Genomic DNA, 20,446 nt, shown 5'->3' on the forward strand with positions numbered 1-20,446 from the left:
ATTCAGGAGTTAGCAATGTCAGAAAAAACGGTATACCAGGTTTTAATCGTCGACGATCATCCGCTGATGCGGCGCGGGATCCGCCAGCTTCTTGAGCTGGACGACACTTTTTCCGTAGTGGGAGAAGCCAGCGGCGGCGCAGAAGCCATCAGTTTAGCTAACCGGCTCGCACCGGACCTCATTCTGCTTGACCTGAATATGAAAGGGCTGAGCGGCCTTGATACGCTCAACGCCCTGCGCCGGGACGGCATTAGCGCGCGGGTGGTGATCCTCACCGTTTCCGACGCCCGCAGCGATATCTTTACGCTGATTGATGCCGGGGCCGATGGCTACCTGCTGAAAGACAGCGATCCGGACGTTTTGCTGCAGGAAATTCATCACTGCCTGAAGGGTGAAAAGGCGTTCAGCGAGCAGGTTCGCGAGTATCTGAATAACCGCGGCAGCGAGCGGCAGAATAGCGATCCCTTTGCTATCCTCACCGAGCGCGAGCTGGACGTGTTGTCTGAGGTGGCTCGCGGCCTGTCGAACAAGCAAATCGCCAGCGGCCTGCATATTTCCGAAGAGACGGTAAAAGTGCATATTCGCAACCTGCTTCGTAAGCTGCAGGTCAGGTCTCGCGTTGCGGCCACCGTACTTTTTTTGGAAAATAAGAGTTAAATCGACCCAATAAAAGGTACGGTTACAAATCCTGCCAATTACAAAGCTTATTTACACGATCTCCTAAATTTCTCCACGTTTGGCTACGCGGTTAAAGCTACAGTGATGCGGTTATTGATAACAATTAGAAGCTTTTAAAGGGGTCCTGACCGCATGGCGAATTTTTTCATATCTCGCCCCATTTTTGCCTGGGTACTGGCAATTTTACTTTGCCTGACCGGGGCATTGGCTATTTTTTCGCTGCCCGTTGAGCAATATCCCGACCTCGCGCCGCCAAACGTGAGGATCACCGCGAACTATCCTGGCGCCTCCGCCCAAACCCTGGAGAACACGGTTACCCAGGTCATAGAACAAAGCATGACCGGCCTGGACAATATGATGTACATGTCCTCCCAGAGCAGCAGCGCCGGTCAGGCCACCATCACCCTGAGCTTTAAGGCCGGGACCGACCCGGACTCTGCGGTCCAGCAGGTGCAAAACCAGCTGCAGTCAGCGGTGCGAAAATTACCGCAGGATGTGCAGACTCAGGGCGTTACGGTGAATAAAACCGGTGATACCAACATCCTGATGGTGGCGTTTGTGTCCACCGACGGCAGCATGGATAAGCAGGACATTGCCGACTACGTCGCCAGTAACGTGCAGGACCCGATGAGCCGCGTGAACGGCGTCGGCAGCGTGGATGCCTACGGCTCGCAGTATTCCATGCGCATCTGGCTGGATCCGAACAAGCTCACTAACTACCAGATGACGACCCAGGACGTGGTCACCGCCATCAAATCCCAGAATGCGCAAATTGCCGTCGGCCAGCTCGGCGGCACTCCGGCGCTGGATAAGCAGGCGCTAAACGCCACCATTAATGCCCAGTCGCTCCTGCAAACGCCGCAGCAGTTCAAAGACATTACCCTGAGGGTGAATCAGGACGGCTCGCTGGTCACCCTGGGGAATGTGGCAGACGTTGAAATGGGGGCGGAAAAATACGATTTTCTGAGCACCTATAACGGCCAGGCCGCTTCCGGGCTGGGCATTAAGCTGGCCTCCGGTGCCAACGAGATGGAAACCGACAAGCTGGCCCGCGCCAAAATTGAAGAGCTTTCGCAGTTCTTCCCGCACGGCCTTGAGGCCAAAATCGCCTATGAAACCTCCCCGTTTGTGAAAGCCTCGATTACCGACGTGGTGAAAACGCTGCTGGAAGCGATTCTGCTGGTGTTCCTGGTGATGTACCTGTTCCTGCAAAACTTCCGCGCCACGCTGATCCCGACCATTGCGGTGCCGGTGGTTCTGCTCGGCACCTTCGCCGTGCTGTATGTCTTCGGCTACAGCATTAACACGCTGACGATGTTCGCCACCGTGCTGGCCATCGGCCTGCTGGTGGATGACGCCATCGTGGTGGTAGAAAACGTCGAGCGTATTATGAGCGAGGAAGGCCTCTCCCCTCGGGAGGCAACCCGCAAATCGATGGGCCAAATCCAGGGCGCGCTGGTTGGCATCGCCATGGTGCTGTCCGCCGTGTTTGTGCCGATGGCCTTCTTCGGCGGCACCACAGGCGCAATTTACCGCCAGTTCTCGGTCACTATTGTCGCCGCCATGGTGCTGTCGGTACTGGTCGCGATGATCCTCACGCCAGCCCTGTGCGCCACGATCCTCAAGCCGCTGCACAAAGGCGAGCATCACGGCCAGAAAGGCTTTTTCGGCTGGTTTAACCGCACCTTTAACCGCAGCGCCGAACGCTATGAAAATGGCGTAGCCAGAATTCTCGCCCGCAGCGTGCGCTGGATGTTGATTTATGTCCTGCTGCTCGGTGGCATGGTGTTTCTGTTCCTCAAGCTGCCAACTTCGTTCCTGCCGCAGGAAGACCGGGGCGTGTTCACCACCTCCGTGCAGCTTCCCAGCGGAGCAACCCAGCAGCAGACCACAAAAGTGGTGCAGCAGGTTGAGCGCTATTACCTGACCGAAGAGAAAGACAACGTCGTTTCGGTGTTCTCAACCATCGGCGCGGGCCCCGGCGGGAACGGGCAAAACGTCGCCCGGATGTTTATCCGCCTGAAGGACTGGGACGAGCGCAGCGCGGACGGCAGCTCGTTCGCGATTATCGAACGGGCGACCAAAGCCTTTAATAAGATTAAGGAAGCACGAGTCATTGCCAGCAGCCCGCCAGCGATTAACGGCCTGGGCAACGCAGCTGGTTTTGATATGGAGCTGCAGGATCACGCCGGTGCCGGGCACGACGCGTTAATGCAGGCGCGTGACCAGCTGCTGGAAATGGCCAGTAGTGACCCACAGCTCACCCGCGTGCGCCACAACGGCCTGGACGACAGCCCGCAGCTGCAAATCGATATCGACCAGCGTAAAGCCCAGGCGCTCGGCGTCTCTATTGACGATATCAACAACACCCTGCAAACCGCCTGGGGCTCAAGCTATGTGAACGACTTTATGGATCGCGGGCGCGTGAAAAAGGTATATGTCCAGGCTGCGGCCAAATACCGCATGCTGCCGGACGACATCAACAGCTGGTACGTGCGCAATAAAACCGGCGGCATGGTGCCTTTCTCCGCCTTTGCGACCTCCCGCTGGGAAACGGGCTCACCTCGCCTTGAGCGCTACAACGGCTATTCCGCGCTGGAAATTGTGGGGGAAGCCGCGCCGGGATTAAGTACCGGCACCGCCATGGACATCATGGAACAGCTGGTGAGCAAGCTGCCAAACGGCTTTGGTCTCGAGTGGACGGGCATGTCCTACCAGGAACGCCTCTCCGGCGCGCAGGCCCCTGCCCTGTATGCCATCTCGCTACTGGTGGTGTTCCTGTGCCTTGCCGCGCTGTATGAGAGCTGGTCGGTGCCGTTCTCCGTCATGCTCGTCGTTCCGCTTGGGGTGATCGGCGCCCTGCTCGCCACCTGGATGCGCGGCCTGGAGAACGACGTTTATTTCCAGGTCGGGCTGCTGACGGTGATTGGGCTTTCGGCGAAGAACGCCATTCTGATCGTCGAATTTGCCAATGACCTGAACGCCAAAGGCCAGGACCTGGTCGCCGCCACGCTTGAGGCCTGCCGCCAGCGCCTGCGCCCTATTTTGATGACTTCACTGGCGTTTATTTTCGGCGTGCTGCCGATGGCGACCAGCACCGGAGCGGGCTCCGGCAGCCAGCATGCGGTAGGCACGGGCGTCATGGGCGGGATGATCTCCGCCACCGTGCTGGCCATCTTCTTTGTGCCGCTGTTCTTTGTGCTGGTGCGCAGACGCTTCCCGCTGAAAGAGCATCACGACTAAGCGCCGCAGATCTTCGGCCACAAAAAAGGCGACCTCTAAAGGGTCGCCTTTTACTGATGTTCGCTGAGTATTCAGTAACAGAATATCGCGCCGTTGCTTTTTATGCCGGAACGCTTATTTGCGCAACATATCTTCGATGAAGTCTTTCCACTGCCCTAATTCGTGCTCGATCATAACCGCCTCTCTTGATGTTGGCGCAATTATACGCGGATATATTCTGCGATTGAACCCTTTTTGAGCGGCTAAGTCTTGAGCGCCTTCACAAATATATTGTTAGCAGAATAATGATTTAGCCTGAAATCGCGGCTCGATAATTCCCCGCACCTGCGGCAAAATGGTTGCCCTCTGAAAAATTAAAACGGGACCGACCGCCACCATGATCACCATGTACGGCATTAAAAACTGCGACACCATCAAAAAGGCGCGCCGCTTTCTGGAAGCTCAGGACGTGGATTACCAGTTTCACGACTACCGCGTTGACGGGCTGGACGCTGCGCTGCTGAACGGGTTTATTGCAGAACTCGGCTGGGAAGCGCTGCTTAATACGCGCGGGACCACCTGGCGCAAGCTGGATGAAGCCCATCGCGCATCCATCACAGACGCACAAAGCGCGGCGGCGCTGATGCTGGAGATGCCGGCAATCATCAAACGCCCATTGCTCTGCGCGCCCGGTCAGCCTATGCTGCTGGGTTTCAACGAAACTCACTATCAGCAGTTTATCAACGAGGTATAGTCTTATGTCCTGCCCGGTTATTGAGCTGACGCAACAGCTTATTCGTCGCCCTTCCCTGAGCCCGGATGATGCCGGTTGCCAGGCGCTGCTGATTGAACGCCTGCGCGCGATTGGTTTTACCGTTGAACACATGGATTTCGGCGATACCCAGAACTTCTGGGCCTGGCGTGGACAGGGCGAAACGCTGGCGTTTGCCGGACATACCGACGTGGTCCCGTCAGGCGATGCCGACCGCTGGATCAACCCACCGTTTGAACCCACCATTCGCGACGGGATGCTGTTTGGCCGCGGTGCCGCAGACATGAAAGGTTCGCTGGCCGCGATGGTGGTGGCCGCAGAGCGTTTCGTCGCCCAGCATCCAAACCATAAAGGCCGCCTGGCGTTTCTCATCACCTCCGATGAAGAAGCCAGCGCGACCAACGGCACGGTTAAGGTCGTTGAGGCGCTGATGGCGCGTCGCGAACGCCTGGACTACTGCCTCGTAGGCGAGCCGTCCAGTACTGAAATCGTCGGCGACGTGGTGAAAAACGGCCGTCGCGGCTCTCTGACCTGTAACCTGACTATTCACGGCGTGCAGGGCCACGTTGCCTACCCGCATCTGGCGGATAACCCGGTGCACCGCGCGGCCCCGATGCTCGCAGAGCTGACGGGGATTGAGTGGGACAAAGGCAACGAGTTCTTCCCGGCCACCAGCATGCAGATTGCCAACGTGAAGGCCGGGACCGGCAGCAACAACGTTATCCCAGGCGACATGTTCGTCCAGTTTAACTTCCGCTTCAGCACCGAACTGACCGATGAAGACATCAAGCAGCGCGTTATCGCCCTGCTGGATAAGTACGAACTGCGCTATACCGTCGAGTGGTGGCTTTCCGGCCAGCCGTTCCTGACCTCACGCGGTAAGCTGGTGGATGCGGTAGTGAACGCCGTTGAGCACTATAATGAGATTAAACCGCAGCTGTTAACCACGGGCGGTACATCTGACGGGCGCTTTATCGCTCGCATGGGGGCTCAGGTTGTTGAGCTGGGGCCGGTGAATGCCACCATTCATAAAATCAATGAATGCGTAAACGCCGCCGACCTGCAGCTGCTGGCCCGGATGTACCAGCGCATTATGGAACAGCTTGTCGCCTGACGGGCAGTCAACTGAACGAGGTATCAGCATGGAATGGCTATCGCATTACTGGTGGATTATCGTCCTGGTGTTATTGGTGGGGATGTTTATTAACGTCATTAAAGACCTGAGCCGGATAGATCCGAAGAAGTACATGGCAGACAAACCTGAGCTTCCGCCGCATCGTGATTTTAACGATAAGTGGGACGACGAGGACGACTGGCCTAAAAAGAAATAGCCAGACGCCTCACTCCGGGCGATTCCGGAGTGAGGCGCATATTTACAGTAGCTCAATCAGATCATCATCTTTCGGTGCTCCGCCGCCGCTCAAAGCCTCATCAAAATAGTGCTTCGGCACGGTGTAGCGCAGGTGATCCAGCGCCGCCTTCATGCTGCGGTCGTCGATCGCATGCCCCAGGGAATCAATCAGATCCAGCGTGACGTCCCCACCCAGGCTAAGTAATTTCTCGGCGGCATCTACCGAATGCGTCGCGTGGATCACTTTGTCATTATCGCCGTGAATCAGGTGAATCGTGGTGCTGGTAGACGCCTGCTGCGGCAGCTCCGCGTAACGCCCGCTAAAGGCGATGACGCGTGCCGCAAGGCCTGGCTGCGCTTTAATGCTTTCCAGTGCCATGATGGCCCCCTGCGAAAAGCCGATCAGCGCGGTGCCCGTTGGCGGCACGCCGCTTTGCTGCTGCCAGTAGCGCACGGTTTCAATAAAGGCTGGCATCACGGCATCCACCCGCTGCTGGCGGTTTTCCTCCGTCACGCCCGCCACGGAGAACCACTCCCGGCCAGCGCCGCTTTGGTCCGGGCCGCTAATACTGACCACCAGTGCGTCAGGAAATTCCGGAGCAAACCAGCTGCCGATTTCGCCCATCGCTTTCGCCGTGTCACCCACGCCGTGGAACAGCAGTATCAGTTGGCTGGCCGGTGTGGCTGGGCTTTGGACAACAAAATGGTCATGTTTCATGGTTTTCTCCTGGTTGATGGAGACAACTATACGCCGCCGTCAGGGGATGACCATGCCGTTTCATTGAACAAGTTAGTGGAATTTTTGCAATTGCAAAATACCGTTTCGCAGCGCCTCTGTCCTTGCCTGATCCAGGTTTTCCAGCGCGCTTCGAGCTTCCTCACGCATCAGCGCAAGCAACGCTTTTTTGCCAGAAAGCCCCAGCCGCTGGCTAAGGACTTCGCTGCTTTCACGCCGCTCGAGGCGACCGCGCAGGGCGTGAAGCGGTAAAGGGCTCGCCAGCAGAAGGCGATTCAACGCGCCCAGGCAGGCTTCCAGCGGACGATGCGCGAAAGCAAAGCCGGACAGCTCTTCCCAGTCTGCTGCCAACAATTCTGTTGGGCTATCCGTGGTCAGCGGCAAAGACAATTCCAGCCAGTTTTTTTGCCATGGCCAGTCTCGCTGTAGCCGCTGCCGCTCATGGCTTGTTAACGCCTCGCCTTCCGGCGTGAGCGGCAATAGCGCCATCGCGCTGTAGCAGCCGCTGCTGGCTTCTTTATGACTGCCGATACGCACCAGCTCAAACCCGCAGCGCTGCCAGAAGCGCCATAGCTCATCGGTGTAGCCGAAGCTGACCGAGAGATAGTCATATCGGGCCTTCGCGGCCTGCAGAGCAAGCTGAATCATGCTGGCGCCAATATGTTCGCGCTGGCGCTGAGGATGAACGGCAATGCGGCTGATGCGCAGCCCACGCAGCGTAGCGGCAAGCGGGCTGCCACCATGCGCCGCCAGCGATTGCGCCACCAGATTGCCTTTGGGGCGACGGAATCCGGCCCACACGTTCCGGCTCAGGTTTTCATCCAGCCCGCCCTCTTCGACCATCCATAATGCCCCTGCGCATAGATCTCCTGCGCTGGCCGCGATGAAATGCTGGCCGGGAGCATCAAGCATGCGCCTCCAGTCGAGGGGGGAGGTACGGTAATGTGCGCCGGAGAGCAGCCGGTACATCTGCTGCAGCTGTTCCGGTTTTTGCGACCAGTCAGCCTGATCCACGACCTGTAATACCGGATCGCCCTGCGGGAAGCGCTCAAGATCCGGCTCATCGAACAGCATGATCCGGTCAACGACATGTTCCAGCGGATCGTTTTGCGCCCAGCGGATCGGCGTATCAAGCGTGAAGCGCCTGAGTGACGGCAGCGTTGCGCAAAACTTCAGTAAAAAACCGCGCCCCGTTCCCTCGTACCCTTGCACGGTCGTGGTCAGCAAAACGCGCGGGAAGCGTTCGATCAACTGGCGTAATAGCGGAGCTGGAATCGCAGCCGCCTCATCAACAACCAGCCAGTCATACGCCGGCAGATCGTGTTCGGCAGCCAGCACGTCCGGAGCCATAAACTGGAAGGATCCTCCCGCATAGCGAGCCAAAACGTCGGTGGCGGCCTTTGCCGGAGCGGTGACCAGAGAATCGCCTGGGCTGCGGCCAACCAACATACCGGCCAGAGCAGACTTGCCCCGCCCTCTGGCCGCCGTCACCACCGCCACGCCCTGTTGCAGATCCGCCAACTCGGCAAGAATGGCAGCCTGCTCCTGCTCAGGCGCACCGCTCGCGGGCTGCCAGTCAGGACGAAAAGCAAAACGATTCAGGACTACCGGCTCATGCTGCTGCCACAGCACGGACTCTGAGTCCTGCCGCATGCAGCGCTGCAGATGGGAAACAAAATGAGGCACAGGGATCGCCCGGGGAGTATCGCTCCAGCGGCAGGAATCTTCATCGGGAAGCGAAGGCCAAAGCGGCCAGTCTGGCGTCAGCAACAGCAGCCAGCTGCCCGCTTTAAGCATGCCGGAAAGCGCCGCGAGCGCGGCGGCATCCAGCCCGAGCCTGGCATCGAATACGGCATGCTGGAACTCACGTCCCAGCATGCTACGCACCGCCGAGGGGACACAGTGAAAAGGCAGCTCAGGCGAAGGGCCAACCCACAGCCAGTCTCCGGGTAAAGAAGCCGACAGCGTGGCAACCTGCTGGCTGCTCCATTCACTTTCGCCGGCCAGCAGCATCAGCCGACGAATGCCCGTTTGCTGCATTTGCGTCGTCGCCAGCTGCAGCTGCTCTATCGTCCCTGCGGTCATTGATTAACGGAGCGCATTGCCGAAGGTGTTGCACTGGGACGGATCGCCGCCGTCAAAACCACGCTTGAACCAGGTGTAGCGCTGCTCTGAAGTGCCGTGGGTAAAGCTGTCCGGCACCACGCGCCCCTGGCTTTGCTGCTGCAGGCGATCGTCCCCGATGGCTTCGGCAGCGTTGAGCGCCTCTTTCAGATCGCCCGAGTCGAGCACCTGCTGTTTCTGCATACTGTTACCCCAGACGCCGGCGAAGCAGTCGGCCTGAAGCTCCATTTTCACCGACAGGCGATTGCCTTCGGCCTGAGACGCATTCTGCTGGAGCTGGCGCACCTTCGGCTCAATGCCCAGCAGCTTCTGCACGTGGTGACCCACTTCGTGAGCAATCACGTAGCCCTGGGCAAAGTCGCCGCCTGCACCTAGCTTATTGCGCATATCGTCGTAGAAAGAGAGGTCGATATAGACGGTACTGTCCGCCGGGCAGTAGAACGGCCCCATCACGGACTGGCCGGTACCACAGCCGGTACGCGTTGCCCCGCGATACATCACCAGCTTAGGTTGCTGGTAGGTGCGGCCCATTTTCTGGAAAATTTCACCCCAGGTATCTTCGGTTGTCGCCAGAATTACCGAGGTAAACTTAGCGGCCTCGTCGTCTTTCGGACTGATGGTACGCTGCTGGGAAGATTGCTGGGAGACTTGCGGCTCGCCGGACAGGAAGGAAGTAAGATCGACGCCGTAATAGCTTGCCACAATAACCACGACAAGCAGCACCAGGCCACCTTTACCCCGAGGTATGCGGAATCCGCCGCCGCCCATGCTCATGCCGGGGCCGGAGGCGTCATTGCGCCTGTCCTCTACGTTGTCGCTTTCGCGACGTCCTTGCCAACGCATACGTTCATCCTCATTCACAACTTGTAATGGATAGATCGTAGGTGGTTACCGGCAGGATTACCATAAGAACAGGCAGCGAAAAAACAGGGTGCGCAAAAACGCACCCCATTGCGCAACGTAAACGATTGCGTGGTTAGTCTAATTTAACGCCGAGACGGTGAGCAACTTCCTCATACGCTTCAATCAGGCCACCCAGGCTCTGGCGGAAACGGTCTTTGTCCATCTTATCAAGCGTTTCTTTGTCCCACAGGCGGCTGCCGTCCGGGGAGAACTCGTCGCCCAGCACCACTTCGCCTTTGAACAGGCCAAACTCCAGCTTGAAGTCCACGAGGATCAGGCCAGCGTCATCAAACAGCTTGCTCAGCACGTCGTTAGCTTTGTAGCTCAGCTCGCGCATGCGGGCCAGATTCTCTTTGCTCACCCAGCCAAAGGTTTCGCAGTAAGATTCATTGACCATCGGGTCGTGCATGGCGTCGTTTTTCAGGAACAGATCGAACAGCGGTGGGTTCAGCTCGATACCTTCTTCAATGCCAAGGCGCTTCACCAGAGAACCCGCGGCGCGGTTACGAATCACGCACTCCACCGGCACCATGTCGAGCTTCTTCACCAGCACTTCGTTATCAGACAGCAGCGCTTCCATCTGGGTCGGAATACCCGCCTCTTCCAGTTTGGCCATAATGAAATGGTTAAACTTGTTGTTTACCATGCCTTTACGATCGAACTGCTCGATGCGTGCACCGTCACCTGCTGACGTATCGTTACGGAATTCGAGCACCAACAGATCCGGGTTTTCCGTACTGTAAACGGTCTTCGCTTTGCCGCGATACAACTCAGCTTGCTTTTGCATCTTTCTTACTCCAGGTATAGCGATCGCTTGCGCAATCGGAGGGGTTTACCCGTCATACTTCAAGCTGCATGTGCGTTGGTTGCTCCTGCTCACTCCGGTCACATAGTTAGCTATGCTCCCGGAGATTTCCAGGCTTACCGCCTTCCTGCAGCTCGAATTATTTAGGGTATCTACATAGGCCTAAATAACAAGGGCCGGAATTAACCGGCCCCTCAGTGTTACTTGCTGAATGCTGCCTGGAAGACAGCGACCAGCGCATCGTTCTGAGACTGCGTCAGCGGATGCCCTTTCGGGTCGATGAACTGCAGGCTGCTGCGGTTATCGAGGTCGCCAACCTGCAGCTTATAATCACCGTTCACCAGACCCGGATCTTTCGCCCCGAGGTCGCTCCAGCTGCCGTCAGACAACGCCTTGTAGGTCACCGCGATACTGCCCTGAGAACGGGTGGTATCGGTCACCTTCATGCCTGCTTTTTCAAGCGCGGCCGGCAGGCGGGTCCACACGACGTTGAACGGCGCACGCACCACCAGCATTGGCAGGCCGGTGTCATCCGCGGCGCTCTGCACGTCAAGCTGGGCAGAGCTGCGGTTTTCCTGCGCATTCTGACGCGAGGTTTCAGACTTATCGAGGCCGGCACTGATGGTGTTCAGCATTTGCGCGCTGTAGCGCTGCAGAGCCGAAGCATCCGCGACCGGTTTGCCGCCCTGCTCAAGGTTCAGCAGTTTGACAACGACCGACTGCTGGTAGCCCTGCGGCTGCACGCTAATCTGGTAACGTCCACGGTACTGCACGTCTTCGTCAGCGCGGTTCCACTGTACCCAGTCGGTAGTCAGGGTTTGGCCGGCATCGTTACGTTGAGCGATCGCGTAGTTCTCGGACTGCAGAATGCTCACCACCTGAGACCACAGGCCGCTCGCCTTGTTGGCTTCAACCTGCAGCGTGGCGGTATCACCGGTGAACTGGGTGCGAGCCCCGTTCACCAATGCCAGAGCCTGTGCCGGTGGGCGAATATCCAGCTGCTTGCCTACTCCACCACTGCCGTTAGTGACCGGAATGTTGTAATCGCCATTCTGAATCGGCAGGATCATCCCCGCCGGAGCGTGGATTTCCGCAAGTGGGGTTGCATCCAGGTAGGACTCATCGCCGCTAACCTGACGCTTGTAACGCTGATCGGAACTGCACGCCGCTAACAGCATGGCGAGCGAAACAACAGCAACTTTTGCCACCGTCGACTTCTGTACTGAGTAAGCCATCAAATCTCCCTAAGCTTTACAGCAGACCGGCATGCTTAAGCGCGCTAATAATCACCGGGCGACTTGCGTCGGTCAGCGGCGTCATCGGCAGGCGTAAGGTATCGGTTGCCACAAGACCCAACTCCCTGGCGGCCCATTTCACCGGGATAGGGTTGGGTTCTACAAACAATTTATGGTGCAGCGGCATCAGACGCTGATTAATTTCGCGAGCCTGTGCAAATTGCCCTGAGGTGGCCAGTTTACACATTTCCGCCATCTCACGCGCGGCTACGTTTGCGGTCACGGAAATTACGCCGTGGCCACCAAGCTGAATAAAGTCCAGCGCGCTGGCGTCATCGCCGCTCACCAGGATGAAGTCATCTTCAACCAGCTCTTTGATCTGGTTTACGCGACTTAAGTTCCCGGTGGCTTCTTTGATACCGATAATATTTTTGATTTTCGCCAGGCGGCCAACGGTTTCAGGCAGCATGTCGCAGCCGGTACGAGACGGCACGTTATACAGCATCTGCGGCAGATGGGTGCTTTCAGCAATCGCTTTAAAGTGCTGGAACAGCCCTTCCTGGGTAGGACGGTTGTAATAAGGGGTGACCGTCAGGCAGCCCACAATGCCGCTGTCCTGCAGGTGATGCGTCAGGGAAATCGCTTCGGAAGTCGCGTTAGCACCGGTACCGGCAATAATCGGGATACGCCCGTCGGCCAGTTCAACGGTAAGCTTCACTACGTCGACGTGTTCGTCGTGGCTCAAAGTAGCCGATTCGCCGGTAGTCCCTACCGAGACAATCGCCGATGTTCCGCTGGCGACATGGTAATCAATCAGTTTTTTCAGGCTGGACCGGCAGACATTACCTTTCTCATCCATCGGCGTAATTATCGCGACAACACTTCCCGTAAACATTAGCCACCCTCTGTGCAAACATGTTCTCCAATGTTACGTTTGGTGCCATAGCAAAAGCAAGCCGCCAGAAGGCGCTAAGCGGTTGGCAGCTTACTTTTTTTATGCTTTCCTAATGTGAATCTCACCGATTGACAGGAAGAACACGCTTGACACCCTCATCACACCATTATTTGGTTATCACAGCCCTGGGGGCGGACCGTCCTGGTATCGTCAATACTATTACCCGCCACGTGAGCAGTTGCGGCTGCAACATCGAAGACAGCCGGCTTGCCATGCTGGGTGAAGAGTTCACCTTTATCATGCTGCTTTCCGGCAGCTGGAACGCGATAACCCTGATCGAATCTACCCTGCCGCTGAAGGGCGCGGAACTCGATCTGTTAATTGTGATGAAACGCACAACCGCCCAGGAAAGACCGGCCACCCCGGCCACGGTTTGGGTACAGGTTGAAGTGGCAGACTCGCCGCACCTGATTGAGCGATTTACCCACCTGTTTGACACCCATCAAATGAACATTGCCGAGCTGGTTTCCCGCACTCAGCCTGCTGAGAACGACGTGGGGCCGCGTCTGTATATCCAGATAACTGCCCACAGCCCAGGTTCACAGGATGCGACAATTATCGAGCAAGCGTTTAAAGCCCTATGTACAGAACTGAAAGCAGAAGGCACTATTAACGTGGTTAACCCACAGCAAGATGATTAAAGACGGAGAGTAGTGATGAGCCCACTGAAAGCCGGTGATAGTGCACCGAAATTTAGCTTGCCCGATCAGGACGGCGAACAAGTAAATTTAACCGACTTCCAGGGACAGAGAGTTCTGGTTTATTTCTATCCAAAAGCGATGACACCAGGCTGCACCGTGCAGGCATGTGGTTTGCGCGACAACATGGATGAGTTGAAAAAGCGTGGCGTGGAAGTGCTGGGCATCAGCACCGACAAGCCGGAAAAACTTTCCCGTTTTGCCGAGAAAGAGCTGCTTAACTTCACCCTGCTTTCTGACGAAGACCATCAGGTCTGCGATCAGTTTGGCGTGTGGGGCGAGAAATCTTTCATGGGCAAAACCTATGACGGCATTCACCGTATCAGCTTCCTGCTGGACGGCGACGGTAAAGTGGAAAAGGTCTTTGATGATTTCAAAACCAGTAACCACCACGATATCGTTGTGAACTGGCTGACAGAAAACGCCTAAGAACACACAAAAAAGCCGACGTCTCAGTCGGCTTTTTTATTCCCGTTATTCCCGGCTGACCGCGTCATCCACCAGCGAAGCATCCGGCCAGGCATGAACGACGGCTTTAATCAGCGTTGCCAGCGGGATAGCGAAGAACACGCCCCAGAATCCCCACAGCCCGCCGAAAATCACCACCGACAGAATAATCACCAGCGGATGAAGGTTGACCGCCTCCGAGAACAGCACCGGCACCAGCAGGTTGCCGTCGAGCGCCTGAATAATCAGGTACACCCCAAACAGCGTCCAGAACTCGGTGCCGAGGCCAAACTGGAACAGCGCCACGCAGATAACCGGAATGGTGACCACAAACGCGCCGATGTACGGAATAAGCACCGAGAAGCCCACCAGCACCGCCAGCAGCAGCGAATAGTTCAGCCCGAAGACAATAAAGCCGATATAGGTCGCCACGCCAACGACGATCATTTCCAGCACTTTGCCGCGAATATAGTTGGTGATTTGCTGGTTCATCTCCAGCCAGACCTGCCCCGCCAGGCCACGGTTGCGCGGCAGAACGCGGCGCACGGCGTTCAGCATCTGCTCTTTATCCTTCACCAGGAAGAACACCATCAGCGGAACCAGAATCAGATAGATAGCCAGCGTCAGCAGCCCAACCAGCGACGCCAGGGAGAATTTCACCACCTGGTCGCCCATGCCTGACAGCCGCCCGCGCACGTTTTCGGCCATGGCGTCGATAATGCCCGCGTCCACCAGCGCCGGGTAGCGCTTCGGCAGCGTGGCGGCAAAATCAGAAAGCTTGTTGAGCATTCCCGGCATATCGCGAATCAGGTTGATCCCCTGCTGCCAGGCGACGGGGGCCACAAACAGCACCATCAGCAGCAAAATGCCGACAAACAGCACCAGCACGATAGTCGTCGCCCACGTTCGGGAACAGCCGACACGCTCCAGGCGCACCGTCGGCCACTCAAGCAAATAGGCCAGAACAATAGCCACCAGCAGCGGCGCCAGCAGGCCATGAAGGAAGAACAGAATGCAAAAGCCCGCCACAAGAATAACCAGCAGCGCAATCGCCTCCGGATCGCTGAAACGACGGCGATACCACTGCAACAACATGTCGAGCATACATCCCTTCCGTGAAGTTTTTTTTGATGGCGAATTGTATCGAAATGTCACCGTAAAGACTTTGCTTTTTACGGCGGATTACAAAGGGATAATCAACCAAATAAAATCTTCGCAGCTTCAACGCCCTACAGTACACTTCTTTAAGCGAACAAACTTGTACTCATCGTGTCAAAATCTGACAACGACTAAACGGGACAGTAGTTATGGTTAGGCAGTTGAAAAAGACCCTGATTGCAACACTTACGGCCGCACTGCTGGCGGGAAGCGCACTCCCTGTAAACGCGGATGTGACTGACCAGCTTCCCGACATGGGAACATCCGCAGGCAGCACGCTGTCTATCGCCCAGGAAATGCAGATGGGCGATTTTTACGTCCGTCAGCTGCGAGGCAGCGCCCCGCTGATTAACGATCCATTACTCACGCAGTACATTAACTCGCTGGGGATGCGGCTGGTCAGCCACGCTAACTCGGTGAAAACGCCTTTCCACTTCTTCTTAATCAACAACGACGAAATTAACGCCTTCGCCTTCTTTGGCGGCAACGTGGTGCTGCATTCGGCGCTGTTCCGCTATGCCGACTCAGAAAGCCAGCTGGCTTCGGTTATGGCTCACGAGATTTCCCACGTGACCCAGCGCCACCTGGCGCGTGCGATGGAAGACCAGAAGAAAAATGCGCCGCTGACCTGGGTGGGCGCGCTGGGCTCGATCCTGCTGGCGATGGCGAGCCCACAGGCAGGGATGGCCGCGCTGTCCGGTACGTTGGCCGGGACTCAGCAAGGCATGATCAGCTTTACCCAGCAGAACGAGCAGGAGGCAGACCGCATTGGCATTCAGGTGCTGCAGCGTTCGGGCTTTGATCCACAGGCAATGCCGGGCTTCCTCGAAAAACTGCTCGACCAGGCTCGCTACTCTTCTCGCCCACCTGAAATTCTGCTGACTCACCCGCTGCCGGAAAGCCGCCTGGCGGACGCCCGCAACCGTGCCAACCAAATGCGCCCGGTAGTTGTGCAGTCCTCAGAAAACTTCTATATGGCAAAGGTTCGCACCCTCGGGATGTATAACTCAGGACGGAATCAGCTGACCCCGGACCTGCTGGATACCTGGTCAAAAGGCAACGTGCGTGAGCAAAGCGCGGCGCAGTACGGGCGAGCGCTACAGGCTTTACAGGCGGATAAATATGACGAAGCAAGAAAAGCGCTTCAGCCGCTGCTCACCGCCCAGCCGGCAAACCCCTGGTATCTCGACCTGGCGACAGATATCGACCTCGGTCAGCACAAGGCAAACGACGCTATCAACCGGCTGAAAAACGCCCCGGACCTGAAGAACAACCCGGTGCTGCAGCTGAACCTCGCCAACGCTTATCTTGAAGGCGGGCAGCCCGCCGAAACGGCAACGCTGCTTAACCGCTACACCTTCGCCCATCCAGACGATACCAACGGCTGGGATCTGCTGGCTCAGGCGCAGGGCAAACTAGGCAACCGCGATCAGGAGCTGGCGGCGCGCGCCGAAGTCATGGCGCTAAACGGCCGCCTGGATCAGGCCATTTCGCTGCTCGGCAGCGCCAGCTCGCAGGTGAAGCTCGGCAGCCTGCAGCAGGCCAGGTACGACGCCCGTATCGATCAGCTGCGCCAGCTACAGCAGCGCTTTAAACCTTATATGAAGATGTAACAGGAGTCCGTATGTCCAAGAAGGTCGAAATTTACCACAACCCACGCTGCTCCAAGAGCCGCGAAACGCTGAACCTGCTAAAGGAAAACGGCGTCGAGCCGGAGGTGGTGCTTTATCTGGAAACCCCACCGGACGCAGCGACCATCCAGTCGCTGCTGAAGAAGCTGGGCTTCACCAGCGCGCGTGAACTGATGCGCCGCAAAGAAGACCTGTACAAAGAGCTAAAGCTGGATGACGCCAGCCTCAGCGAGGAAGCGCTGATTAACGCCATGATTGAGCACCCGAAGCTTATCGAGCGCCCTATCGTTCTCGCCAACGGGAAAGCCCGTATTGGCCGCCCGCCTGAGCAGGTGCTCGAGATCCTCTAACCTGCCCCGCCCGTTCCCTTCCCGGGAACGGGTTAGCCGCTCACCGGCACAATTTTCAGCTCAGCTAGCCCCACGCCAAGCTTACGCGGATCGTGCCCCAGAATATTGCCCTCGTTGGACAGCTGCGGCTTCGGTGGCTCAATGGTCAGCACCTTGCTGCCTTCAGGGTTATCAAAGCGCAGCGTGACGGTAGAGAGCTGGTCGCCAAAGGTGATGATCTGCTCTTCATCACCGACCTTCACCGAAATCGGCTCGCCGACGTTCGGGCCGAAGGCTTTCGCCACCAGCACCAGATCGAACGTTGCCGGCAGCGGATCCTGATACTCAATCGTCACAGCCGGAGCCATGTTGGCGTTTGACCAGCGGCCCCAGGCTTCCGGGCGCGAAATGCCGCTGAACTGCTTCACGCTTTGCGGCGCACCGGCCACGTTGAAGATGAAGCTGTCCGCCTGGTAGCGAATGCTGTTTTCATCCGCCTTCAGCAAGGCAACGTTGTTTTTAAAACGCTCGTTACTCAGCGTTTGCCCGTCAAACTGCACGTTGTACTCGTCCAGCGGCTTGTCCACCCGCCTTACCGTTGGCTCGCCGCCCAGCTGCCCCTGAGCCACACAGAGCCCGGTAGAAAGCGCGAGCTGTGGCTCCCACAGGCGCGCCATTTTGTAGCAGCGGTCGGCCCAGATAAACCTATCGTCACTTTTAAAATCAGCCAGCTGATAGCGCAATGGGGCGGAATATTCACTTTCCGGCAGCGGCTCAATTTTACCTTTACCGATCTTCAGCAGCAGCGGCAGCTTGAAGTGCGCGCCGGAGTAGCTGAACGTGTTTTTCTTCTGGTCGATGCTGTAGCGGCTGATGGTTTTCGGGAAGTTCCACAAATCGATCACGTCCGGCTTCCACTCGGTGACCTTCTCTTTCAGGTTGGTAAAGACCATCGACAGCGACTCGCCGGACAGGCTGCTGCGCCCCAGGCCGATGTAGTTCCCGCCGCCGAGAATATCCAGCACCGTGGCGCCGTTATCCATCGTGTTGCGCTTCACGGCTTTTATTTCCGCCTGCGGTTTGTCGCCGCGAATCACAAAGAACAGGTTCTGCCTGTCCTGCTTGGTCAGGTATTTATACGCCGTGTTGTTCATCGCCAGATGATCGGAAGAAACCACGATCACCGTATTACGGAAATAAGGCGAGGCTTTGATTTTGTCTATTAGCGCCGCGATATGCTCCTGGCTACAGGAGACGGCGCTAAAAGAGCGGTTTTCTTTGCCATCGTAGCTGTAGCTGCGGCGGTTACAGGTGCGCGAAATAAAGCCGTCCGGGTGATGGGTGTCGACCGTCAGCGTAAACAGCGAGAAGCGCTTCCCGGCCTTAGAAAGCTCGATAAACTTGTCATAAGCTTCGTCCAGCACCGTATCATCGTAAAAGCCCCAGTTATTCTTGTAATTCGGGTCGGCCACCATCCCCTTCAGCTCCTGCGCGCCGTACATATGCTCGAAGCCGTGGGACTGCAGGAAAATGTCTTTGCCGGCAAAGCGCAGGTCCGCGCCCTGAATAAAGTAGTTTTGATAGCCCGATGCCTTAAGAATATCGCCGAGGCAGATGTTCTTCGGGAAGAAGCTCGACATCGACGCCGAAGAGTTGCCCTCAAACGGGGCAAACAGCGGGACACCGCACTGCGAGGCCACAATACCCGCGATGGTGTAATCCATGCCCGCCATCTGGCTGGTGTGGCTGAAATCTATAGCCTGGCTTTTCAGGGCGTTCAGCTCGGGCGCTAAGTCAGGAAACGCCTGCTCATCAAAATAAGTGCGCTCCAGGCTTTCGCCGTAGATATAGACGAGGTTCAGCTTCGGCTGCTTGATGGTAGCTTCCGGCACTTTATACCAGTCGGCAAAGTCAGACGTGCCGGTACGGGTCTGGGATTTAATCAGCGACACCACCTGCTGATAAGCGGGCGTTGTTTTTATCGAAAACAGGGCTAGGAACAGCGCCAGGGCGCTGTAGCCCAAATGATGAGGATGGTTCTTTCGGCGTAAAATCCAGGTCAGACCGCCAAAAATAGCAACCAACCCGACGGCCAGGCCCAGCCCGGGCAGAATGTATTTGCCGACGCCAGCGCCGGTCATGCTGCTGGTGAGCGTGTAGAGCACCGCATCGTTAATGCCCTCGCCGGTAAAATAGTTACTGGCCAGCAGGGTCACGTTGAGCACGATAAACAGGCCGAGCATCAGCAGGATGATCGTCAGCCACCAGATATTTCGACCAGCTTTAACCGCATACACGGCAATAGCCGCCAAAAACAGCATCAAAGAAAGCAATTCGGACAACGCCAGTACCTCAGTCATCGCGCAGCCCGGCGCGATTTTTCATGCAGAAAAATAACAGCCGGTAATTTAACCTCACTGTCACATGGCTGCAATTCACCTGACATTACTTTGCGCACGACGTCGGGTTTTCAGCAACTGAGGTGCATTTTAGGACTAACGGCCTTTAATAGTTTCCAGCTATTACAACCATCGCTACTACAACGGACCGGGGAATTGACCTTTTTGGCGCTAAAATGCTGTAATTTCGCCGCTGTTATAATTTTTTAAAGTGGAATTGTAACGCGCAACACCGGCCACCCTCGCAACGGGTGGCCTTTTTTATGCCCGCAGAAAACGCTGTTAGGTATTACCTCTTGATTCAATAAAACCTACCCATTAGAGCGCCGGGCTAAAATTCGGTACCTTTCTCCCATCGCAAAACGGAGGAAGTTTAGATGTCTTTAATTAATACCAAAATCAAACCATTCAAAAATCAGGCTTTTAAAAACGGCGAATTCGTTGAAGTCACGGAAAAAGATACCGAAGGCCGCTGGAGCGTTTTCTTCTTCTACCCGGCTGACTTTACTTTCGTTTGCCCGACCGAACTGGGCGACGTGGCTGACCATTACGAAGAACTGCAGAAGCTGGGCGTAGACGTTTATTCCGTCTCTACCGACACTCACTTCACCCACAAAGCGTGGCACGGCAGCTCTGAAACCATCGCTAAAATCAAATACGCGATGATCGGCGACCCAACCGGCGCGCTGACCCGTAACTTCGAAAACATGCGTGAAGACGAAGGTCTGGCAGACCGCGCAACCTTCGTTGTTGACCCACAGGGCATCATCCAGGCTATCGAAGTGACCGCCGAAGGCATTGGCCGTGACGCTTCTGACCTGCTGCGCAAAGTGAAAGCTGCCCAGTACGTAGCTTCTCACCCAGGCGAAGTTTGCCCGGCTAAATGGAAAGAAGGCGAAGCGACTCTGGCTCCATCTCTGGACCTGGTCGGCAAAATCTAAGTTTTACCCGCGTTACCCTCTTTTATTTTACGGCTACTCCTTTTAGTAGCCGTTTTTTTCTC

At 56.6% G+C, this 20,446-nt stretch carries 19 protein-coding genes; 10 read left to right on the forward strand and 9 right to left on the reverse strand.

The genetic code is table 11. From position 1 onward, the window contains the following. The first annotated feature begins 15 nt into the window (after positions 1–15). Both narP and acrD read left to right on the forward strand, forming a co-directional pair. Complete coding sequence (narP, locus tag ACE38U_RS04275) at positions 16–657, forward strand: nitrate/nitrite response regulator protein NarP (RefSeq protein WP_375529229.1); 642 nt, start codon at positions 16–18, stop codon at positions 655–657. Positions 658–810: 153 nt separating this feature from the next. After that, positions 811–3,921: a multidrug efflux RND transporter permease AcrD gene (gene acrD / locus ACE38U_RS04280; RefSeq protein WP_038480358.1), complete on the forward strand. Its 3,111-nt coding sequence runs from the start codon at positions 811–813 to the stop codon at positions 3,919–3,921. Between the two features lie 114 nt (positions 3,922–4,035). Here acrD and ypfM read toward each other — a convergent pair whose 3' ends face one another. After that, entirely contained in the window at positions 4,036–4,095 is a 60-nt protein-coding gene (ypfM, locus tag ACE38U_RS04285; protein ID WP_115586383.1) for a protein YpfM, read from the reverse strand. Between the two features lie 202 nt (positions 4,096–4,297). On the opposite strand from ypfM, the gene ACE38U_RS04290 reads away from it, so the two are divergent. Genes ACE38U_RS04290 through ACE38U_RS04300 form a run of 3 tightly spaced genes read left to right on the forward strand, consistent with a single transcriptional unit; the run spans position 4,298 to position 6,003 of the window. Then, positions 4,298–4,654 (forward strand): ArsC family reductase, encoded by a 357-nt coding sequence (locus ACE38U_RS04290; RefSeq protein ID WP_375529230.1) that lies wholly within the window; start codon positions 4,298–4,300, stop codon positions 4,652–4,654. A gap of 4 nt (positions 4,655–4,658) precedes the next feature. Further along, positions 4,659–5,786, forward strand: coding sequence for a succinyl-diaminopimelate desuccinylase (gene dapE, locus ACE38U_RS04295; protein WP_038480353.1), 1,128 nt, complete (start codon positions 4,659–4,661; stop codon positions 5,784–5,786). Between the two features lie 28 nt (positions 5,787–5,814). Further along, entirely contained in the window at positions 5,815–6,003 is a 189-nt protein-coding gene (locus ACE38U_RS04300; protein WP_038480350.1) for a YpfN family protein, read from the forward strand. A gap of 42 nt (positions 6,004–6,045) precedes the next feature. Here the strand turns inward: ACE38U_RS04300 and ypfH are convergent, their stop codons facing one another. The 6 genes from ypfH to dapA all read right to left on the reverse strand — a co-directional run bounded on the left by ypfH (position 6,046) and on the right by dapA (position 12,721). Next, entirely contained in the window at positions 6,046–6,741 is a 696-nt protein-coding gene (ypfH, locus tag ACE38U_RS04305; RefSeq protein WP_375529231.1) for an esterase, read from the reverse strand. Positions 6,742–6,813: 72 nt separating this feature from the next. After that, positions 6,814–8,844, reverse strand: a complete 2,031-nt coding sequence (locus ACE38U_RS04310; RefSeq protein WP_375529232.1) for a tRNA(Met) cytidine acetyltransferase TmcA — start codon at positions 8,842–8,844, stop codon at positions 6,814–6,816. 3 nt (positions 8,845–8,847) lie between these two features. Beyond that, positions 8,848–9,726 (reverse strand): KPN_02809 family neutral zinc metallopeptidase, encoded by an 879-nt coding sequence (gene ypfJ / locus ACE38U_RS04315; protein WP_038480344.1) that lies wholly within the window; start codon positions 9,724–9,726, stop codon positions 8,848–8,850. A gap of 133 nt (positions 9,727–9,859) precedes the next feature. Further along, positions 9,860–10,573: a phosphoribosylaminoimidazolesuccinocarboxamide synthase gene (purC, locus tag ACE38U_RS04320; protein WP_038480341.1), complete on the reverse strand. Its 714-nt coding sequence runs from the start codon at positions 10,571–10,573 to the stop codon at positions 9,860–9,862. Between the two features lie 218 nt (positions 10,574–10,791). After that, positions 10,792–11,826, reverse strand: coding sequence for an outer membrane protein assembly factor BamC (gene bamC / locus ACE38U_RS04325; RefSeq protein WP_176981041.1), 1,035 nt, complete (start codon positions 11,824–11,826; stop codon positions 10,792–10,794). A 16-nt stretch (positions 11,827–11,842) separates the two neighbouring features. Beyond that, positions 11,843–12,721 (reverse strand): 4-hydroxy-tetrahydrodipicolinate synthase, encoded by an 879-nt coding sequence (dapA, locus tag ACE38U_RS04330; RefSeq protein ID WP_038480336.1) that lies wholly within the window; start codon positions 12,719–12,721, stop codon positions 11,843–11,845. Positions 12,722–12,867: 146 nt separating this feature from the next. Between dapA and ACE38U_RS04335 the strand changes: the two genes are divergently transcribed. Together ACE38U_RS04335 and bcp are read left to right on the forward strand one after the other, a co-directional pair. Beyond that, positions 12,868–13,422, forward strand: a complete 555-nt coding sequence (locus ACE38U_RS04335) for a glycine cleavage system transcriptional repressor (RefSeq protein WP_038480332.1) — start codon at positions 12,868–12,870, stop codon at positions 13,420–13,422. Between the two features lie 15 nt (positions 13,423–13,437). Next, entirely contained in the window at positions 13,438–13,908 is a 471-nt protein-coding gene (gene bcp / locus ACE38U_RS04340; RefSeq protein WP_176981040.1) for a thioredoxin-dependent thiol peroxidase, read from the forward strand. A gap of 45 nt (positions 13,909–13,953) precedes the next feature. Here the strand turns inward: bcp and ACE38U_RS04345 are convergent, their stop codons facing one another. Next, positions 13,954–15,030, reverse strand: a complete 1,077-nt coding sequence (locus tag ACE38U_RS04345) for an AI-2E family transporter (RefSeq protein WP_375529233.1) — start codon at positions 15,028–15,030, stop codon at positions 13,954–13,956. A 203-nt stretch (positions 15,031–15,233) separates the two neighbouring features. On the opposite strand from ACE38U_RS04345, the gene bepA reads away from it, so the two are divergent. Together bepA and arsC are read left to right on the forward strand one after the other, a co-directional pair. Continuing rightward, positions 15,234–16,697 (forward strand): beta-barrel assembly-enhancing protease, encoded by a 1,464-nt coding sequence (bepA, locus tag ACE38U_RS04350; protein ID WP_375529234.1) that lies wholly within the window; start codon positions 15,234–15,236, stop codon positions 16,695–16,697. Between the two features lie 11 nt (positions 16,698–16,708). Next, the gene (gene arsC, locus ACE38U_RS04355) at positions 16,709–17,065 is read left to right on the forward strand and encodes an arsenate reductase (glutaredoxin) (RefSeq protein ID WP_061275226.1); all 357 of its coding nucleotides are present in this window, start codon (positions 16,709–16,711) and stop codon (positions 17,063–17,065) included. A 32-nt stretch (positions 17,066–17,097) separates the two neighbouring features. Here the strand turns inward: arsC and opgB are convergent, their stop codons facing one another. Then, positions 17,098–19,386: a phosphatidylglycerol--membrane-oligosaccharide glycerophosphotransferase gene (gene opgB, locus ACE38U_RS04360; RefSeq protein WP_375529305.1), complete on the reverse strand. Its 2,289-nt coding sequence runs from the start codon at positions 19,384–19,386 to the stop codon at positions 17,098–17,100. A gap of 434 nt (positions 19,387–19,820) precedes the next feature. On the opposite strand from opgB, the gene ahpC reads away from it, so the two are divergent. Next, positions 19,821–20,384 (forward strand): alkyl hydroperoxide reductase subunit C, encoded by a 564-nt coding sequence (ahpC, locus tag ACE38U_RS04365; RefSeq protein WP_008460202.1) that lies wholly within the window; start codon positions 19,821–19,823, stop codon positions 20,382–20,384. The last annotated feature ends 62 nt before the right edge of the window (positions 20,385–20,446 follow it).

Source organism: Cedecea selenatireducens (assembly GCF_042138895.1).
Taxonomy (GTDB): domain Bacteria; phylum Pseudomonadota; class Gammaproteobacteria; order Enterobacterales; family Enterobacteriaceae; genus Cedecea; species Cedecea selenatireducens.

What these genes read in the sequence shown, in the direction of transcription:
- purC (WP_038480341.1), bottom strand. Translation starts at nt 10,573, where the DNA reads ATGCAAAAGCAAGCTGAGTTGTATCGCGGCAAAGCGAAGACCGTTTAC.
- bamC (WP_176981041.1), bottom strand. Translation starts at nt 11,826, where the DNA reads ATGGCTTACTCAGTACAGAAGTCGACGGTGGCAAAAGTTGCTGTTGTT.
- acrD (WP_038480358.1), top strand. Translation starts at nt 811, where the DNA reads ATGGCGAATTTTTTCATATCTCGCCCCATTTTTGCCTGGGTACTGGCA.
- bepA (WP_375529234.1), top strand. Translation starts at nt 15,234, where the DNA reads ATGGTTAGGCAGTTGAAAAAGACCCTGATTGCAACACTTACGGCCGCA.
- dapE (WP_038480353.1), top strand. Translation starts at nt 4,659, where the DNA reads ATGTCCTGCCCGGTTATTGAGCTGACGCAACAGCTTATTCGTCGCCCT.
- ACE38U_RS04310 (WP_375529232.1), bottom strand. Translation starts at nt 8,844, where the DNA reads ATGACCGCAGGGACGATAGAGCAGCTGCAGCTGGCGACGACGCAAATG.
- ypfJ (WP_038480344.1), bottom strand. Translation starts at nt 9,726, where the DNA reads ATGCGTTGGCAAGGACGTCGCGAAAGCGACAACGTAGAGGACAGGCGC.
- ACE38U_RS04300 (WP_038480350.1), top strand. Translation starts at nt 5,815, where the DNA reads ATGGAATGGCTATCGCATTACTGGTGGATTATCGTCCTGGTGTTATTG.
- ahpC (WP_008460202.1), top strand. Translation starts at nt 19,821, where the DNA reads ATGTCTTTAATTAATACCAAAATCAAACCATTCAAAAATCAGGCTTTT.
- ACE38U_RS04290 (WP_375529230.1), top strand. Translation starts at nt 4,298, where the DNA reads ATGATCACCATGTACGGCATTAAAAACTGCGACACCATCAAAAAGGCG.
- narP (WP_375529229.1), top strand. Translation starts at nt 16, where the DNA reads ATGTCAGAAAAAACGGTATACCAGGTTTTAATCGTCGACGATCATCCG.
- ACE38U_RS04345 (WP_375529233.1), bottom strand. Translation starts at nt 15,030, where the DNA reads ATGCTCGACATGTTGTTGCAGTGGTATCGCCGTCGTTTCAGCGATCCG.
- ypfH (WP_375529231.1), bottom strand. Translation starts at nt 6,741, where the DNA reads ATGAAACATGACCATTTTGTTGTCCAAAGCCCAGCCACACCGGCCAGC.
- bcp (WP_176981040.1), top strand. Translation starts at nt 13,438, where the DNA reads ATGAGCCCACTGAAAGCCGGTGATAGTGCACCGAAATTTAGCTTGCCC.
- dapA (WP_038480336.1), bottom strand. Translation starts at nt 12,721, where the DNA reads ATGTTTACGGGAAGTGTTGTCGCGATAATTACGCCGATGGATGAGAAA.
- arsC (WP_061275226.1), top strand. Translation starts at nt 16,709, where the DNA reads ATGTCCAAGAAGGTCGAAATTTACCACAACCCACGCTGCTCCAAGAGC.